This is a genomic window from Phyllobacterium lublinensis (genome assembly GCF_020164435.1).
GTDB classification, from domain to species: domain Bacteria; phylum Pseudomonadota; class Alphaproteobacteria; order Rhizobiales; family Rhizobiaceae; genus Phyllobacterium; species Phyllobacterium lublinensis.
On sequence record NZ_JAIUDQ010000018.1, the window covers coordinates 33,442 to 50,500 of the forward strand.

The following is a 17,059-nucleotide window of genomic DNA, read 5'->3' on the forward strand; positions in this document are numbered from 1 at the left end:
TGCAATGACTCTGGAACGTGTTGTCATTATCAACGATGAGGCCGTCGCAAGCGGTGGCGCTGCGGTGCTGGCGCTCTTGTCTGCGCGGCTCTTGATCGAGGCAGGCATTCCCGTAACTTTCCTCAGCGGCGACTCCGGAGCGGATTTCTCCTTGCATGACGAGGAAATCGAAGTTTCGGGGCTCGGCAGCGCACCGCTGCTCAAACTGCCCATTCACAAGCGCATCATCAACGGCGCCTATAATTCCGCAGCCCACAAGGCGATCCGCCGCTACATTGAACTCAACGATACGCCGGGTACCATTTACCATGTCCATGCATGGGCGCAGATCCTGTCGCCGTCGATATTCTCCGCGCTCAAGCCGGTGCACGACCGTTTGATCGTATCGGCGCATGATTTCACACTGGTATGTCCAAACGGCAGCTACGCCAATTTCAAGCAGAACACCGTTTGTGAGCTGACCCCCTTGAGTGCGAAGTGTCTCGCCTCCAGTTGCGACAAGCGGCGCTATGCGGACAAGCTATGGCGTTTCATGCGGTCCTGGCTGCGTACGCAATTGCTGGACCTTTCGAATTCGGGATGCACGATCGCGTCGATTCATCCCATGATGAATGCTTGGCTTGAGCGTGGTGGAATCCCGAGAGAACGCATCAAGACTGTGTTGAATCCGGTCAAGCCATTCGCAAAAACCCGCGTAACGGCGGAGAATAACAGCGATATCTTCATTATTGGCCGGCTGGAGTTCGAGAAAGGCGTCGATATCGCAGCCGAAGCTGCGCGCCGTGTCGGCCGCAAGCTCCGGGTCATCGGTGACGGAGCATTTCGCACAGAATTGCTGCAGCGCTATCCCGAAGTCCAATGGGAAGGGTGGCGCACCCATGATGAAATCAACCGGCTACTGCAGGACGCCCGATTTGTCGTCATGCCGAGCAGACTGCCTGAACCGTTCGGCTTGGTGGCCCACGAGAGTATGCAAAGCGGGATTCCGATCGTGGCATTCAAGTCCGCCTTCGTGGCCAACGAAGCGCAGCAGTTGGGTTGCGGCATCGTTGCCCAACAGGTAACGGCGTCGAGCCTGGCCGAAGCCTTTGCCAAACTGGATGACGATGGGGTCGTGCATCGCATGAGCGAGCTGGCGTTCGAGCTTTCTCCAAGATTGTCAAATACGCCGCAGAGCTGGTGCAACGAATTCATTGCCCTCTACCGTTCGCGATTGGCCGAACAGGTTCGGCCTGAAATGGACGCTATGCAGCTGCGTGCGTCAGCCCCGCCATCGACGCAGCGGCTATCAAGTTCGCTGTAGTTTTTGGGACACTATGGATTACACATTTTGAGGGATGCCTGCGAAAGGCCCCTAACGGCTATCCATTTATTCATATTTATGGCATATAGTCTGCATTGAGGGGAGAGAGAGGTGATTAAATCCTTGACCGGGCCAGCTTTCGGCTTAGTCCAGGATTAAATCGGCTGTCTCGATCGATGAGTCCTAACTCCAGAGATCGATGCAAAATTCATCCGAGAATTTGAAATCATCCGATGATCGTCCGTCGAAGTCTTTTTTCGACATGATCGAGGAAAAGTATCTGATCCGTTGGGCAGCCCTCTTGATCTGCGTGATTTTCTGGACTGTCGTCTGGCGCCTTCTCTGATCTTTATGTTTGGGGCTCCGGTTCAGGAGCATCGTCCGGATCTTCATCATCCCCGGCAGCGAGCCACTCTTCCAGGATTGCTACAGACATCGGACCCAGATTGGGTATCAGGTTCAGGTCCAGCTGCGCAGCCCAGGCGCGGTCAGGTTCCCAGTCGGGCGGCATGTTCCAGGGCGTACCACCATTCTCGATCCACAGCGCATTCACGATGCGTGAATGCACCGTTTTCGAAGGACAAAATGTCTGAAGGCGGTGACGCATAAATACCCCGGGCAATAGAAGTTGTGTGAAATGGCTTTGTCTGGTCGTATCGCGGCCGCGAGGAGGCAGGTGCTTTGCTTTAGCAACTACCTTTCGCTAGGAACACGACCCACGCCGTGCGTATCATGATCCCCAAATCAACCCAGATCGATCGCGTCTTGAAATAGTCCGTGTCCAGTTTGACCCGGGCTTCGTAGCCGGTGCTGCTCCGCCCGCTGACTTGCCACAAGCCCGTTATTCCAGGCTTCATAGCCTTGTAGTAGCGGTATGAGTCGCCATAACGGCAGATTTCGTTCATCACGATCGGCCGTGGTCCGACAATGCTCATTTCGCCGCGAATGACGTTGATGAACTGAGGCAGCTCGTCGAGGCTTGAGACGCGCAAGAACCGTCCGAGCCTGTGAATTCTCGGATCAGTTTTAAGCTTCTGGCTTTCCGTCCATTCGCGCAGTATTTCGGGTGATTGCGAAAGCAATGCCGCCAGGCGCGCATCCGCATCCTTCGCCATGGAACGAAACTTGTAGCAGGTGAACTCTTTGCCATTCAGTCCGATACGTCGTTGCTTGTAGACGAGCGGAAAGCCGTCGTGCAGTGCCAGCGCGACGACGATAACAACCAAAACCGGAAAGAGGAATACAAGCGCAGCGACAGCAAAAACAATGTCGAGCGTCCTCTTGGCAGTTTCATAAAGGAACCGGTTTTTTACCGGCGTGTTTTCGGCCCGCTGTTCAATCAGCGGTTCTGATATGTACGACATGATATTGGCCCCGACCCACCCTTTCGAATACTAAACGCTTTTCGAAAGCGTATTGCTTTTAGATCGTGAGATGGTTACTCCACGACCGGCTTTTTTCGTTGATACCCCAAGAACTATCAAAGCTGAATACAATACAAAGACAAATCTATACGCAATATGTACAAGTATTGTCGTTATTGTACTGTTATTATGTTCTTTTTTATGATTCTGCTTGTTCAAATAAGGTATAGTATATTGGTTTTCCGTCAATAATTAATAGTGATTAACGGGGTAGCGGATGTCACTAGCAATAATTACTAATGCCTTATGGCGAAGATGGATGCTCGATAAAATAATTGTGAAATACTCACAAAAGGCCTTTGATATGGCCGCGAATCCATCCGATGTATCCGGCCTTATTTCGCTTTGCATAAATCGATGACAAAGCGGTCACCAAGGATGTCGATGTGGTGGCATCCGACAATTCCGGACATGAAATCAGGCCTCACCAGCCGGACAGCGCTTTCCACATAGTCATCGCTGTCGATCTTCGTGATTTCCTGGATGTTCAGTCCGTAACCATAGGTGCCATTCGAGTTGCACTGTGACGGGCGCAGCAGACGACCTTCCACCATGTGCACGCGTCCGGCATTGCGGGCGACGTCGCTGCCGATAATGACGGGATTGCGCTTGTGGGGGACAACGGACCGCAGAGCAGGTCCATCGACTGCAAAGGCGTAGAGTTCGCTGCAGTGATCCATATAGGCGTAATGGTCCGACAGGGACGTTAGCAGCCACCATTGTCCGCCGGTGCGGAACATGATTGTGTCGGCGGGGCTCTGGCCCTCTAGGGTCGTAGCATAAAGTTCCCAGCGCAGGGGAAACTCGGTGCAGCGCCAGACTTCCACGCGGTTTGTCTGATGGGTCTCGGGGATCATGAAGATCTCGCCACCATCATTGAAGATGAATGGATAGGACAAATGATAGTTCGTACGCAGACAGGTGCCGAGCAACTCGACCTTGTTGTCGGTTAATTTCGCGACTGATATCCAGGCGTTTTGCCGGTTGTTCGGAAAACATTCGAAGAAAATATAGTCTTCGTTGTTCCAGCGGAACAGGAATGGATCTGCAGCCCACATTCCGTCAGCGAGCTTCAGCTCGGTTGTTTGCCCGGGGGAGAAATTCTCCACCGTCCCGCGCCCCATGTGCACGCGCCAGCTCCTGGCGTCGAGGCCAAGCCTCGATCTCGCCTGGATCAGGATCTTTCCAAGAACATTGCCGCCAAGCCTGAACATATACGCAATGGCATCGAGCGTACCTGGCATTTCGGCCTTGGCTTTGAACTGTTCTGGCCGTTCAACCCTCAATTCCCGCGTATCTGCGAGTCGGCGCAGTTCGCGCATCATGAGAATGACGGACTTTTCCTCGACGAATGCGCCATTCAGCGCGGCACTGAACTTGGTATTGTATGCGGCCGTGGCGAGGGTTCGGGACCGGGTTTCGGAGGCTCGCCGGACGTTGACCGCAGTGATCGTCAAGGGACCTCGTTCCTTCACCTCCCAGAAACCTGTCCAGTCGAACGTTGGTGATTGAGTATCCGTGAAGCTCAATGTCCATTCGCCAAAGCGGATGTGCTTGAGCAATTCATCGGCAAGTGGTTCGGCGGCGAGACGGACGACGACGTCCAGGTTCAGGTTCGACAGATCATTGTCGTCGAGTAGGTTGATAAGCGGCCGGGTTCGCAGACGCGAAAGCACCTGCTTTGCCGGATAGGCCGGCTGACGCGCAAACACGCGTTTGTCCAGACTGTACGACAGTCTTCCCAACAGTGGCGCAGCCGGTGCCGTGAATGGCTTGGTCAGGAGCACTGCATAAAAATCAAGCCGGTCATCGGCCAGAATGTCGTTGAGAAGCTTGAGTTCCCAATTGCGCAATTGATCAATTGACGCTGCTAGAACGCCAATGCGAAGCTTTGACATATCGCCCCCAAAAGTGCAGCGTACCCAGCTCCCCCAGCGCACCTTTTTGGCGTCGTAACCGTGCCGGCTGAGTACGATCCCATCCTGAATGTCACACTTTAAAAGGTGGTCGTCTAGGACTCCTAATCTAATTGATTAGCAAGATAGTTCCTGAATAAGGGCCGCTAATCTGGTATCAATTATGGAGTGCTCATTTGTGGGCCAACCGCAAATTCTCAAATGAAAACAAGAAGTCAGAACGTCTACCGATCCGATGCTATCGGAGTTTGGGCGAAATTGGGGATACTGACCTGGAACAGATAGCTAAGAAGAATACGGAAAGCGTTTCCGCCAAAAAGGCGGCTGTGATGGGCTTTGCGGCAATGGCGTCACGTGTTTCCGCGCAGCTTGCGCAGGTGGCCGTCTTTGTCCTCGCTGCGCGCATGCTTTCAGCCGCTGAATTCGGCGTCTATACCCTCACCCTTGCGGTCGCAATTTTCTTGACCCGGGTATCCGAGGCGGGATCCCGGGAGTTCCTCATGAGCTGCCGGGAAGACCGCTCACTGTTCGACCAGATTGCCACGGCAGCCCTCGTCAGCGGTGTAATTGCCATGTGTGCCGGAACCGTGGCCTCCGCTGTCATGTACGATTTTTTCGACATGGTGCTGGCTGGCGAGCTGCTGGCGCTATTCTCGGTCTGGGTCGTATTCTCAACGGTCAGTGCCGTCTATGCCGGATTACTGGTGCGGCAAAGCCGTGCCGAACTGCATTCCATATTTCTCATGGTGGGCGAAGGCGTTGGCCTGCTGGCGGCGTTGTTCGGCCTGATGTCAGGCTGGGGCATATTCGCCTTGGCCTTTGGCAAATTCTGCATGCAGATTACGTACCTCGCTTGTGCCATTGCGACGACGAGATGGATTCCCCGCCTGCGCTTGCACTGGGTTGTGGTGCGCGAACTGGCCGAATTCTCACGCTATATTCTCGCCACCAGAATGGTCGCCTACTTTCATACCTATGCGGTGACGTTCATTATCGGTATTTTTCTGGGTGCAACCAGCGTTGGCTACTATCGGGTGGCCGAACGCCTTGGCTCCTCCTTCGCCGAATTGATGGAAGAACCTGCTCGCCTGATTGCCTGGGTGAGCCTCCGGCGTGCCGTGCGGGAAGATCACAGTGCGGCCGAACTGAAACGAAACGTGGGTAAGGAGGCAGCCGTGTTCCTGCCGATCCTGCTCGCGCTGGCTGCACCGATCTTCATCGGATTGGCCCTGATATCGGAAAATCTGGTTGTTCTCCTGCTCGGCGAACAATGGCACCCGGCTGCACCGCTTACGTCAATCCTAGCCCTTGTCTACATGCTTTACATACCCAATGTCCTGACTGAGCCCCTGCTGTCATTGACCGGACAGGTGCGCCGCTTGCCATTCATCTCGCTTTTGAATGCGGCGATCGCGGTGACGTTCATCCTGGCATCCGTATCATTTGGAACGGTGGGCGTAGCGATCGGTCAGTTGATGGCCGGCCTGATCACGGTTTGTGTAACGATCTGGCTGCAAAGCCACTACGGCGGAGTCGCTTGGAAGACCGTCGGGTTTCATGCCTCTATCGTTGCACCGGCTCTGATAGCGATGGTGGCGGGTGTGATCTGGGTTTCAGCAGTCGCCGTATCACCAGAGATACAGCTCGGTCTGCAGATTTTGACGGGTGCCGTGATTTATTCCGGCGTGCTCGGAACACTCTACCTTTGCTTTTTTTGGAAACACCCGCGCATTTCGATTCAGAGACAGGAAAGCACCTAACGAGGTTCTAACCGGCCAGTATCAATCAATCGGCCGACCGCAGACGACAGGAGAGGGAACAATGCACGAAACAACCGGAACGACAGAATTCGCATCAGGCATTGCTACAGTTTCGCCGAAGCTCCACCGGTTTCTTGGCGTCGAACTTGAGATTGCTCCGGGCGTTCTCGTCCCGCGCGAAGAGACAGAATTGCTCGGCCTCACTGCGATCAACATCTTGGCGAAGGAACAATCTGCCGTTCTCGTGATCGACATGTGCTGCGGCTCCGGAAATCTGGGCCTTGCGGTGGCCGCTGCCCTACCCAATTCACGGGTGCTGGGAGCCGATCTTACCGATGAAACGGTTGATCTTGCTCGCCGGAACGTCGAGCGCTTGGGGTTTGAGCAGCGCGTCAAAATCTATCAGGGGGATTTGTTTGATGCGATGAACGGACAGAATCTCGTGGGTAAGGTGGATATGATCATTTGCAATCCGCCGTATATCTCAGCGCGACGCCTCGAGGATAGTTTGTCGCATCTTCTGGTCAATGAACCCAGGGAGGCATTCGATGGGGGCCCATTCGGCATCTCGATCCTCCAGCGCGTAGTGCGCGATTCGGCATCATTCCTTCGGCCGGGTGGCATCCTGGCTTTTGAATTCGGCGAGGGACAGCATCAGCAAGTCGCCCACCTCCTCTCAAGGGCTGCTGCATATGATCAAATATCTTTCGTCGACAATGAGGCGGGTATCCCCCGCGTTGCGGTAGCGCACAAACAAGTTTGATTGATGAAGGAGTAGAGTACTTGGACAGGATTGCGATGAGTGAAGTGAGAAACATCACACCGCGGGACATGCCTGCGGTCGCAAGCATGTTCTGGAATATGTTCAAGACCACTAAGGCATCCGTGCCCCAATCGCTGGTGGATTACCTGTCCAAACTCTACCTCCATCCGTCACGTGCTGATTCGGACATTATTTCGCAGGTCCATGTTCGCGGCGACGGTGTGCTGAACGGCTTCATCGGTTCAATTCCGTTAAGAATGTCGCTCGACGGCTCGCTTGTCCGCGCGGCCATTTGCGGACCATTGATGGTCGAAGACTACGCCGATGATCCTCTGGCCGGGGCACGTTTGCTTCGGGCATTTCTCGCGGGCCCACAGGACGTCTCTCTCAGCGAGACGGCCAACGAGACTTCGCGAATCATGTGGTGTAAATTGCGCGGATCTGTACTGCCAGCTTATAGTCTGGAATGGGTCAGGGTTTTTCGTCCCGCCGGCTTCGCCATCGAGGTTGCCGCCGGCCGCTTTCAGGGAATGCGGCTCTTGGCACCCTTGGCAAAGCCACTTGATGCCGCTAGCCTCAAGCTCTCCAAAGGGAGTCATCCGGACTCTGCTCCCATTTCCGAGATGAACGGATTTGTCGATAGTGATATCGACTGCGACTCACTCGCAGGCATTATTCCATCACTATTGGAACGTTTCAGCCTGCGTCCGGTCTGGGATACACCGGATCTTGAATACATCCTCCAGGAAGCGAGAACCAAATCGAGCTATGGCGCCATGTACAGCCGGGTCGTCCGATCACGCAATGGCGTGCCTGTCGGAGCCTATCTCTATCATGGCGCTCCCGGGCGGATCGCACGGGTGTTGCAGGTTCTGGCTGCGAAGGAACGGGAGGGGGCCGTACTGGACAGCCTGCTCAACCATGCACGCTCCAACGGTGCCGTTGCAGTCCGTGCCCGCACACAGCCCCACCTCCTTCAGGCAATGATGGTGCGCCGGGGCATATTCTTCCAACGGTCGTCCACAGTCGTGCATTCGCGCGATTCGCGAGTGCTTGATGCGTTCACGGAAGGAAATGCCTTCTTCAACGGCCTGGCCGGAGAGGGCTGGAATCGGCTCAATGGCGACGATTTCAACTGAAGGCGCGATGCGGCGGACGTTTAAACGCTGATATTGTTTAGCTTTATGAAAGACCAGATCGACTTGTTGACATCGGCGATGGCATCGATGGTCGATTGAATCCTCAACATTTCCGCGTCGTCCAGCGCTTCAACTTTTCCGTATTTCAGATTGTCATTCATATCGACAATCCGCATCAGCTGTGTTGATGCGTTGTGACCTGTTTCGTCGAACGAGTATATGCAGTGGTTGTATTTGTTGCGCAGCCGCTGCTCGCGAGTCATTCGGCCGGTGATTGCAAGGACTGCAGCCTTGGTATCTGGCGGGGTCGATCTGATTTTCGCCAGCCGCTCGAGCAAGTCGATTCTTGCCCTAGTCGTGTTGAGTGTCAGGAAGATGACGGTTGCCGCTTCCTTGTTCGTCTTGAGCAGGTGGGCAATCAGGTAGATGAACAGGCTTTCGGTGTTCGTCCACGTGTAATTGAGTTTGCCCACCAGCATCAGCACATCATTGATGCGGGACATTGCTTTATACGACTCGGCCCATTTCCAGCGAACTATCTAATCGCCCCATCGGGTTATTATACCCTCTAAAAGGGGGCTGGAAAGCCTCCTGGTCCATGCTGTTGCGATATACCGCTGCCGCCTGGGTGCGATTGTGAACCCGCAGCTTGCGTATAAGGTTGTGCACGTGGACCTTGACCGTATGTTCCGAAAGCGTCAGGCGATCGGCAATGATCTTGTTCTGCAGCCCTTCCGAGAGAAGTTCCAGGATCTGGTGCTCCCGCAGCGTCAATGTCTTGATGGGTCTGCCGCCATTAAGAGTGTTCTTGAGCTGGCTGCTGTAAAGCTGAGGCTGCCCGCCATTGTTCAAAGGCTTTTCGATCGAGCGCGCGATGGCGGAAGGATAGTATTCGCCGCCATTCAACAGGAGCCAGATGACCGCCAGCCAGATATCGAGTTTCAGGCTGAATGGCAAAAGTCCCTGGACCAGTCGCTGGTCGAACAGGCTGTTCAGCTCATGCAGGCCGGCGCTGTGATCATCGATCATCAATGTCACGGATGCATTCGGAAAACGCTGCTTGCAGCGTGCGATGCATTCATTGAGTTCGAGAACGAAACCGGTATGTACCAAGACCAGACCAATGTCCTCGTCGGACTCGTCCGTCTCCAGCAGCTTGCTCGACAGGTTCACCCGAATTTCAGGGAACGTACGCTCGAGGGATTGAACTAATCCCTGGAAGACGGCTCCTGCTTCGGCATAAATGAAGATGCCACTCTTGAATTTGGAATCACCATCAATTTTTGATCCATATTGGATATGGTCGCCGATTGTACGCGGTATATTTCCAGACATAATAGCCCCCTACGCCCTTTGATGAGAAGTATTTCTCTCAGGATTTATTTGCGTTTTTGATTTTTAGTTTCTTTAAGTTCTTTTGTTCAGTCTCACCACTATGTCTTTAAGCCCCCGGCTAGACGTGTTGATTAACAGAGGATTAATAAAAGGAGCGTGACGCGGCCGTGACATGAGTCAAAGGGTTTGTATATTTACTGATTCGGCGCGCTGATTGCGTCGACAAAGACAGCGGCGACTTTTACTTAGACCACTGGTTCGACAATATTGATTATAAATCATACTAAACGGTTTTAGTCGAAGTTGAGTCAAATTGACTCCATACCCGCAAGCGGCTGAAAAGTTTCCATAATTCGTGAATTTTGGCGCTCCGCGATTTTCTGTTGGACGGCCTTTTTCGGGACTAATCAGAATTGGTAACTTACTGTCTCAGGCTTTGAGTCCTAACGTTCAATAGCTTGGATATCGTGGTTCTTAGTGGGGGCATCCAAGCAACAGCACCGTAAACATCAGTCTCGTATTGCGTATTTAGCATTTGGTTCGCGCCGAATGCTATCTGAATCGTTGATGTTTGCTCAACGTAAAAAGCTTATCGGGCTCGCAACTATAACCTCGTTTGAAATGCATAGAGGCTTTTGCTTGCTCCGAGGCACATCGGAGGATTTGTTATGTCCAACAGAAACAATCAACATTACAATTATCATCCTGGCGACGACGCATCAGCTGAAGCAGATGCTTCAGCCGCTGCTGCTGCACTTGCTCTTCAATTGCAGGCACAGGGTCAGGGACAGCTTGAAGTTCAGGGCCAAGGACAGGGACAAGGCCAGGGACAAGGTCAGAGCCAGGACCAGCATTCCAGCTCAGAAAACTGGAACGGCAACGGCAACGGCAATCTGAACGGGAATGGCAACGGCAACCTGAACGCCAACGGCAACCTGAATGCCAACGGCAACCTGAATGCCAACGGCAACCTGAACGAAAGCTACAACGTCAACGAGAACCACAATTCAACTGACGTTTGCGTCAATGTCGACGTGGGTGTCGACCTTGAAGGCTATCTGCCGACCGATGATGACTTTGCCGATCTTGATCTGCATGGCAACACGTTCGACAACATCTTCATCACCGATACCGGCACCATCAATTATGATCCGGGCAATGACGTCGGGTTCGCCGTTAATTTTGCTGGCGGCACCAACAACTTTGCTATCAACCAGGTTCTTGACCTTGTTGATAACGACCAGGCATCGCAGATCAGCCAGAACAACTCGGGCGGTATCTCACTGAGTGCATCGGGCGGCTCCGCACATGCGGGCGACGGTATTGACAGCGGCGGCGGCGGCGGTTGGGACGGCGGCTGGAGCGGCATGGACAGCTTCTTCGGTGGCAACAACCATGGAAACAACGGCTCCGATGGCAGCAGCACAGAAGCAGGTCACGATGTGAACGGCTCCAGTGCAGCAAGCGCAGCAGCCAACATTACAGTGACCAATGGCATCCAGGAAATCATCCAGGGCGCAAATCTGCAGCAGAACGCTGTCGATATCAACTTTGGCACAATCGAGACCCATACGTCCGGCGACGACCTATCATAAGAACAATAACCAGGCGGACCTGCCTGATCTGACAATGGTCTGCGCAACATCTTGCGCAGACCGCTTGTCGACGGGGTTGCAGGTGACAGCGGGAAATAGGGAGTCATCGACATGCTCGGATTTGGTGATCAGATTTCAGAATCCATCGCTCACTTCGTAGGTTATTTTCATACATCAATCGAAGCAGCCAGAGCGCGAGTCGAGTACCGTGAGTTCAACGCAACGCCGGACAAAGATCCTCATCTCAACGACATTCTGACCATTCAGACGGATCCAGGCCAGCGATTGGACCTTGGCTCGTTTCAATCCAATATGAATTACCTGCCAGCGCCGTGGTCGCCCGTTGGGGAAGTCACGATGCCCTGGGTCAACTTCGTACCCATCGAAGTCGACGTTGCGGGGATAAGGCTGCAACACCCCGTTGCGAAATTGCATTCGTCCGGGTCAAGCGACTCGAGCTCTTCAATCTTCCATACAACGAGTCAGGCAGCCCCGAATTTTGGGCCACCCCCAATCGAGACGCACGTCGCCGTTCAGCAGACCAATCACATGGAGGACAACGATGTTGTCATGATGGGCAATCATGCGCCCTCGACCATGGATTTTGTCGACGTTGCGGCATTCAACAGCCTCACCGACAGCGCGCTTTCAATCTCTGAGCCGTTGACCCAGGACACGATTCCTGGATCCGGCGCAGAACTGGAGCAGTTCTTCAACAATCAGATCGCGAACATCCAGGCCGCAGAGCAGGGTCCGCTCGCGACGACGCCAGGCGTGACCGTTGTCACGGCACCTTCAGGTCATTACGTCAATGGCGTCGAGACCGATGAAGCTCCCAAGCTTGATGACTACGTACCGGAACAACTCAAGCCGTCAGAGAACGACTCTTCGGCAACGGTGACAACAACGACGCAGTCCCTTGTCATCGATTCAAACGAGATTATCGGGTCCGTCGAAGTCCAGGCCGGTTGCAATATATTGGTCAACGAAGTCGTCATAAACAGTCTTGGCGGTTCCGTCGGTGCCCATTTCGCGGTGGGTGGAAGCTATTACAACATCAATGCGATCGTTCAGACCAACGCCTATAGCGATAGCGATACGTTCCAGAACGGCTTTGGAGGGCAGCAGAGCCTCGGTCAGCCGGCAACCAACGCCATGAACGTCGCAAGCTTCTTGCAGCAGGTCGACCACGGCCAGTCGGATGGTCCGTCTGACGACGCGCCGGTATTCCCGCAGGCCTGGCAGGTTACCGTCGTCAATGGTGACCTCATTCAGATGAACTGGATTTCCCAGTACAATTTCCTTTCGGACAACGATGCCCATGTCCTGTCGGCGACCGGCTCTTATACAACGATCGTGACGGGCGCGAACATGACGCTCAACACGGCGTCATTCGCCGAACTGTGCAATTCCTACGATCTCGTGATGATCGGCGGAAACATGTACAACGGGAATTTCATCTTCCAGACCAACATCCTGTTCGACAATGACACGTTCACAACCTGTGGCGCCGCTGGTGCCTATGACGGCGAACTGTCTTCGAGCGATAACCTTTTGTGGAACCAGGCGAGCATTCAGAGCGATGGTCCGGCCAACTGGGTTGCGGGGCTTCCCAGTCACTATCTTGAGGCCATGAATGATCTCGCGACGGGCAGCTACAATATGCCGTCCGGTTTCCATGGCGACCAGGCTCTCCAGGGGCTTGAGGGTCTGAGGGTTCTCTACATTTCCGGCAACGTCTATGACGTGAACTATATCGAACAGACCAATGTTCTCGGCGACGCGGACTATGTCGAGCATTATGAAGATGCTCTTCTGACGGCCTCGTCGGACACTGTGTGGGACATCAGCACCGGCTCAAACGCCCTGATCAACATTGCCACCATCATTGACCATGATCCGGGCAGTGGCGGGACATCGTATGCGGGCGGCGGCGTCTACTCCGATGCCATTCTGATCCAGGCTGACATTATCAATACCGATCCCGGTTCGAACCATCCTACCGGGCAAGGCCAGCAGCTTGCCAACGAAATCGTGGCATTCCTCGAAAACGAAGGCGATTCGCAACATTGCAACGATGACCACGCTCCGCCGGTTCACGTCCCGGATACGTGCCAGTCGGTCGATGTCATGCAAACAGTTCTCGCATAGAAAAAGAAGAATGCGCGAGGAGCGCGGTAAGCATGAAATATGATGAGCAGGCGGATTTGCGGGTCATCTCCCAGAACTCGCGGCGTGCCATGGCGGGCCGCGAGCATGAGCGGATTCAGTTCGAAGAGTTGCTCGCGGAGATGGAAACCGCCATTTCAAAAATATCACGCGACGAAACCGAATCGTCCCAGCGCATCGACCCCGCACCGGTAGAGCCTACACCGCTGGAGCCAATGCCGCAGGAAGTTGTCGATGAACCGATAACCGAAGTTGAGGCGCCAGTCGCCGAGACCGCGCCGAACGCTGAGCGACTGATTTCAGCAATTCCGGCCAATGCGGAAGTCGGCAGGGTCATCGAGGGTGACCGTGGTCCCGTGCAGTCGCGAGAAGTCGATTCCGGAGGAGGTGGCTCCGGTAACGACCAGAATATCGTTGGTAATGGCGGCAATGGCGGCAGTTTCCACAAGCGCACGGCCGCCGTGAATTTCAGCGAAAGCTTCCGGAACGGCCTGAATGCCGTACGCCGAAATCTGATGATCGCCATGGGGTTCACCATATTCCTGAACGTCCTGGTGCTCGCAATTCCCATCTACCTGTTCCAGATATCCGATCGCGTTCTCACCAGCCGGTCGCCAGACACGCTGGTGATGCTGACGATCGTGATCGTGGGCGCAGTTATTGTTCAGGTCATACTGGACGCGATACGCCGCTTCATTCTGATGCGGACGGCCGTTGAAGTGGCAGTGCAATTGGGAGCGCCCATCCTGAGCGCCGCGGCACGTGCATCCCTCCATGGCAACGGCAAGGACTATCAGGTGCTCGGCGATCTGCAGCAGCTGCGCTCGTTTCTGACGTCCGGCACTTTGCTCTCGTTCTTTGATGCGCCAATCGCGCCGCTGTTCGTCCTTGCGGTATTCCTTGTTCACCCGCATCTCGGCTATATCGTCGTTATTTCGGCTTTGCTCTTGCTCATCATCGCTATCTTCAACCAGCGCGCGACAGCAGCGTCCTTTGCCGATGCGACCAACTTCCAGAGCAGGGCCATGCTGCACCTCGACTCCATGTCGAGGAATTCACAGATCATCAATGCGCTGGCAATGATCCCCGAGGCCGTTAAAATATGGGGCCGTGACATGGCCGGCTCGCTGCGCTCGCAGGTCAAGGCGCAAGATCGCAACATCATGTTCGCGACCCTATCCAAGTGTTCGCGTTTGCTGACGCAGGTAACAATGCTCGGCTGGGGTGCCCATCTGGCCATCGATGGACAAATGACCGGCGGCATGGTGATTGCCGCTTCAATCATTGCCGGCCGCGCCCTCGCGCCTATCGAAGGTGCGATCGAAGGATGGAACAGTTTCATCCAGTTCCGCGCAGCCTTTGGCCGAATCCGCAATCTCTTGCAGAACTCGCCTCTGAACTTTGAACGGTTGAGATTGCCGGATCCGCAAGGTCGCCTCGACGTCGAACGTATTCTTTACGTTCCGCCACCCAACAAGAAAGTCATCCTGAACGGCATTTCGTTCACGTTGCAGCCAGGCGAGTCCATGGCCATCATCGGGAATTCCGGAGCGGGCAAGACCACTCTCGGCAAGATGCTGGTCGGATCGATCCTGCCTACGTCAGGAAGTGTTCGTCTCGACTTGATGGATCTGCGCAACTGGGATCAGAGGCAGTTCGGTGAAAATATCGGGTATCTGCCGCAAGACGTGCAGCTCTTCCCAGGCACGATCAAGGCCAATATCGCCCGTATGCGCGAAGATGCCAGCGACCAGTCGATCTTCGATGCTGCAATGCTTGCTGACGTGCATGAGCTCATTTCAAGCTTTGCTCAGGGCTATGAGACGATGGTTGCGGCCGACGGTGCTCCGCTGTCCGGTGGACAGAAGCAGCGGATCGCGCTTGCCCGCGCATTTTTCGGCAATCCAAAACTGGTCGTCTTGGATGAACCGAACTCTAATCTCGACTCCCAGGGCGACGCAGCGCTCACCAAGGCGCTGTTCCATGCAAAGAAGAACAAGATCACCGTGGTCACCATCACACAGCGTCCCGCACTGCTGAACTGTGTCGACAAGATCATGGTTCTGAGCAACGGCAGCGTAACGATGTTCGGTACGCGCGCGACCGTTATGGAAGCGCTCTCTAAGAAAAACAAACAGGCAGATTCGGTTCCAAGCATCAGCGCTGCCGAATAAACTGCTGGAGGGGCACGAGTATGGCCACGACACCCGCATTGAATAATCTGGAGTGGTATGACGGCGTTCCACGTTCAATAAAGCCCTACACGAAATTCGGCTTGGCAATCATTGTCGTCTGCTTCGGCGGGTTTGGAACATGGGCGGCAACTGCGCCTCTTGCAGCCGCAGTCATTGCCCCTGGCAGTTTCGTCGCCACCGGCAAGAACAAGGTTGTTCAGCACCTTGAAGGCGGAATCATCAAGGAGCTTCTTGTGCGGGAAGGCGATCGCGTTGTTGAGGGGGATCAGCTGGTCCGTCTTGACGAGACGGCAGCCCGTGCAAATGCCCAGCAATTGTTCCTGCGGCAGGCGCGGCTCGAGGCAATCCTGGCCCGGCTGCATGCCGTAGTTCGTGGTGAAGAGCGGTATCAGCCGCCAAAAATCATTCTGGACAATCTGGCCAATGCCGAAATACGCGCGGTGAATGACAGCCAGGCCGACAACTTCGATGCAGCCCATGCGAAATATGCGAACGAACTGCAGATGATGCAGCGTAATATTTCAGCGCTGGAGTTCCGCAGGATCGGACGCAATGCGCAGATTACCGCAACACGGACACAACTTGGCCTGTTGAAGAATGAGTACCAGGCGAAGTATTCCCTCTTCAAGAAGGGCCTCATGGCGCGTTCCGAAGTCAGCGTGCTTGAGCGTGCAGTTGCCGACGGCGAAGGGACGATCGCGCGCCTTGAAGCCGAAATCATGGAAGTGAACGCCCAGATCGAAAAATTCCAGAAGGAAATGATTCAGACCAAGGATACTGAAAAGCAGGCCGCACTTGATGAAATTCAAAGTGCCGAAGCCGAGCTGGACACGGTTCGCGAACAAATTCGCCAGGCTGACAGCGTGCTTACCCGCACGGTCGTCAAGGCGCCAGTCTCCGGGACAGTTGTGAGAATGTATTATCACACCGCTGGTGGTGTGATCGAAAGCGGCAAGCCAATCATCGAAATTCTGCCGACAGGCGTGCCCTTGATCATCGAAGCCCAGATCCCGCGGATGCAGATCGATGAAGTGAAAGAAGGGCAGGAGGCCCATGTTCGCCTGAGTGCCCTCAACCAGAGAACGACACCTGTCATCAATGGTCGTGTCGACTATGTCTCGGCCGATGCGATGACCGATACGACGACCAATGTGAAGCAGGAGATTTATCTGGCCCGCGTCAGCATTCCTGCCGATCAGCTTGCCCGTATCCACGGTTTCACACCCACGCCGGGAATGCCGGCTGATATCCTGATCCAGACTCACGAGCGGACATTCTTCGAATATCTCGCCAAGCCGGTCGTCGACAGCATGGAGCGTGCGTTCAGGGAGTACTGACAGGAACCGGATGCAGCATGCTGCACAGGAAAAGTTGGCGAGGCGATGGGATAACATCGGCCTCGCCAAATATTGTCGACCTCAGATTACCCGCCACCCCAGTATTGAGCCTGTTGGATGTTC

14 protein-coding genes are annotated in these 17,059 nt (G+C 54.6%); 9 read left to right on the forward strand and 5 right to left on the reverse strand.

Annotated elements, in window-relative coordinates:
- The first annotated feature begins 4 nt into the window (after positions 1-4).
- Together K9U38_RS18985 and K9U38_RS18990 are read left to right on the forward strand one after the other, a co-directional pair.
- A complete protein-coding gene (locus tag K9U38_RS18985; protein WP_224495921.1) occupies positions 5-1,303 on the forward strand; it encodes a glycosyltransferase family 4 protein in 1,299 nt (432 codons plus the stop codon).
- 199 nt (positions 1,304-1,502) lie between these two features.
- Entirely contained in the window at positions 1,503-1,649 is a 147-nt protein-coding gene (locus K9U38_RS18990) for a hypothetical protein (protein WP_224495922.1), read from the forward strand.
- Positions 1,650-1,652: 3 nt separating this feature from the next.
- Here the strand turns inward: K9U38_RS18990 and K9U38_RS18995 are convergent, their stop codons facing one another.
- From K9U38_RS18995 to K9U38_RS19005, 3 genes are all read right to left on the reverse strand, one after another.
- Entirely contained in the window at positions 1,653-1,910 is a 258-nt protein-coding gene (locus K9U38_RS18995) for a hypothetical protein (protein ID WP_224495923.1), read from the reverse strand.
- A gap of 79 nt (positions 1,911-1,989) precedes the next feature.
- Positions 1,990-2,667, reverse strand: a complete 678-nt coding sequence (locus tag K9U38_RS19000) for a sugar transferase (RefSeq protein WP_224495924.1) — start codon at positions 2,665-2,667, stop codon at positions 1,990-1,992.
- A gap of 395 nt (positions 2,668-3,062) precedes the next feature.
- On the reverse strand, positions 3,063-4,625 hold the full coding sequence (locus tag K9U38_RS19005; RefSeq protein ID WP_224495925.1) for a glucosamine inositolphosphorylceramide transferase family protein: 1,563 nt from the start codon (positions 4,623-4,625) through the stop codon (positions 3,063-3,065).
- A gap of 347 nt (positions 4,626-4,972) precedes the next feature.
- On the opposite strand from K9U38_RS19005, the gene K9U38_RS19010 reads away from it, so the two are divergent.
- The 3 genes from K9U38_RS19010 (at position 4,973) to K9U38_RS19020 (ending at position 8,305) form a co-directional block, all read left to right on the forward strand.
- Entirely contained in the window at positions 4,973-6,403 is a 1,431-nt protein-coding gene (locus tag K9U38_RS19010) for an oligosaccharide flippase family protein (RefSeq protein ID WP_224495926.1), read from the forward strand.
- A 61-nt stretch (positions 6,404-6,464) separates the two neighbouring features.
- The gene (locus K9U38_RS19015; RefSeq protein ID WP_224495927.1) at positions 6,465-7,166 is read left to right on the forward strand and encodes a N5-glutamine methyltransferase family protein; all 702 of its coding nucleotides are present in this window, start codon (positions 6,465-6,467) and stop codon (positions 7,164-7,166) included.
- Between the two features lie 20 nt (positions 7,167-7,186).
- Positions 7,187-8,305, forward strand: a complete 1,119-nt coding sequence (locus K9U38_RS19020; RefSeq protein WP_224495928.1) for a hypothetical protein — start codon at positions 7,187-7,189, stop codon at positions 8,303-8,305.
- 20 nt (positions 8,306-8,325) lie between these two features.
- Here the strand turns inward: K9U38_RS19020 and K9U38_RS19025 are convergent, their stop codons facing one another.
- A complete protein-coding gene (locus K9U38_RS19025) occupies positions 8,326-8,808 on the reverse strand; it encodes a hypothetical protein (protein ID WP_224495929.1) in 483 nt (160 codons plus the stop codon).
- A gap of 4 nt (positions 8,809-8,812) precedes the next feature.
- On the reverse strand, positions 8,813-9,640 hold the full coding sequence (locus K9U38_RS19030) for a helix-turn-helix transcriptional regulator (RefSeq protein WP_224495930.1): 828 nt from the start codon (positions 9,638-9,640) through the stop codon (positions 8,813-8,815).
- Positions 9,641-10,308: 668 nt separating this feature from the next.
- Between K9U38_RS19030 and K9U38_RS19035 the strand changes: the two genes are divergently transcribed.
- From K9U38_RS19035 to K9U38_RS19050, 4 genes are all read left to right on the forward strand, one after another.
- Complete coding sequence (locus tag K9U38_RS19035) at positions 10,309-11,235, forward strand: hypothetical protein (RefSeq protein ID WP_224495931.1); 927 nt, start codon at positions 10,309-10,311, stop codon at positions 11,233-11,235.
- A 111-nt stretch (positions 11,236-11,346) separates the two neighbouring features.
- Entirely contained in the window at positions 11,347-13,386 is a 2,040-nt protein-coding gene (locus K9U38_RS19040; RefSeq protein ID WP_224495932.1) for a hypothetical protein, read from the forward strand.
- 32 nt (positions 13,387-13,418) lie between these two features.
- Positions 13,419-15,578, forward strand: coding sequence for a type I secretion system permease/ATPase (locus K9U38_RS19045; RefSeq protein ID WP_224495933.1), 2,160 nt, complete (start codon positions 13,419-13,421; stop codon positions 15,576-15,578).
- A 20-nt stretch (positions 15,579-15,598) separates the two neighbouring features.
- Complete coding sequence (locus K9U38_RS19050) at positions 15,599-16,936, forward strand: HlyD family type I secretion periplasmic adaptor subunit (RefSeq protein WP_224495934.1); 1,338 nt, start codon at positions 15,599-15,601, stop codon at positions 16,934-16,936.
- Positions 16,937-17,059: the final 123 nt, after the last annotated feature.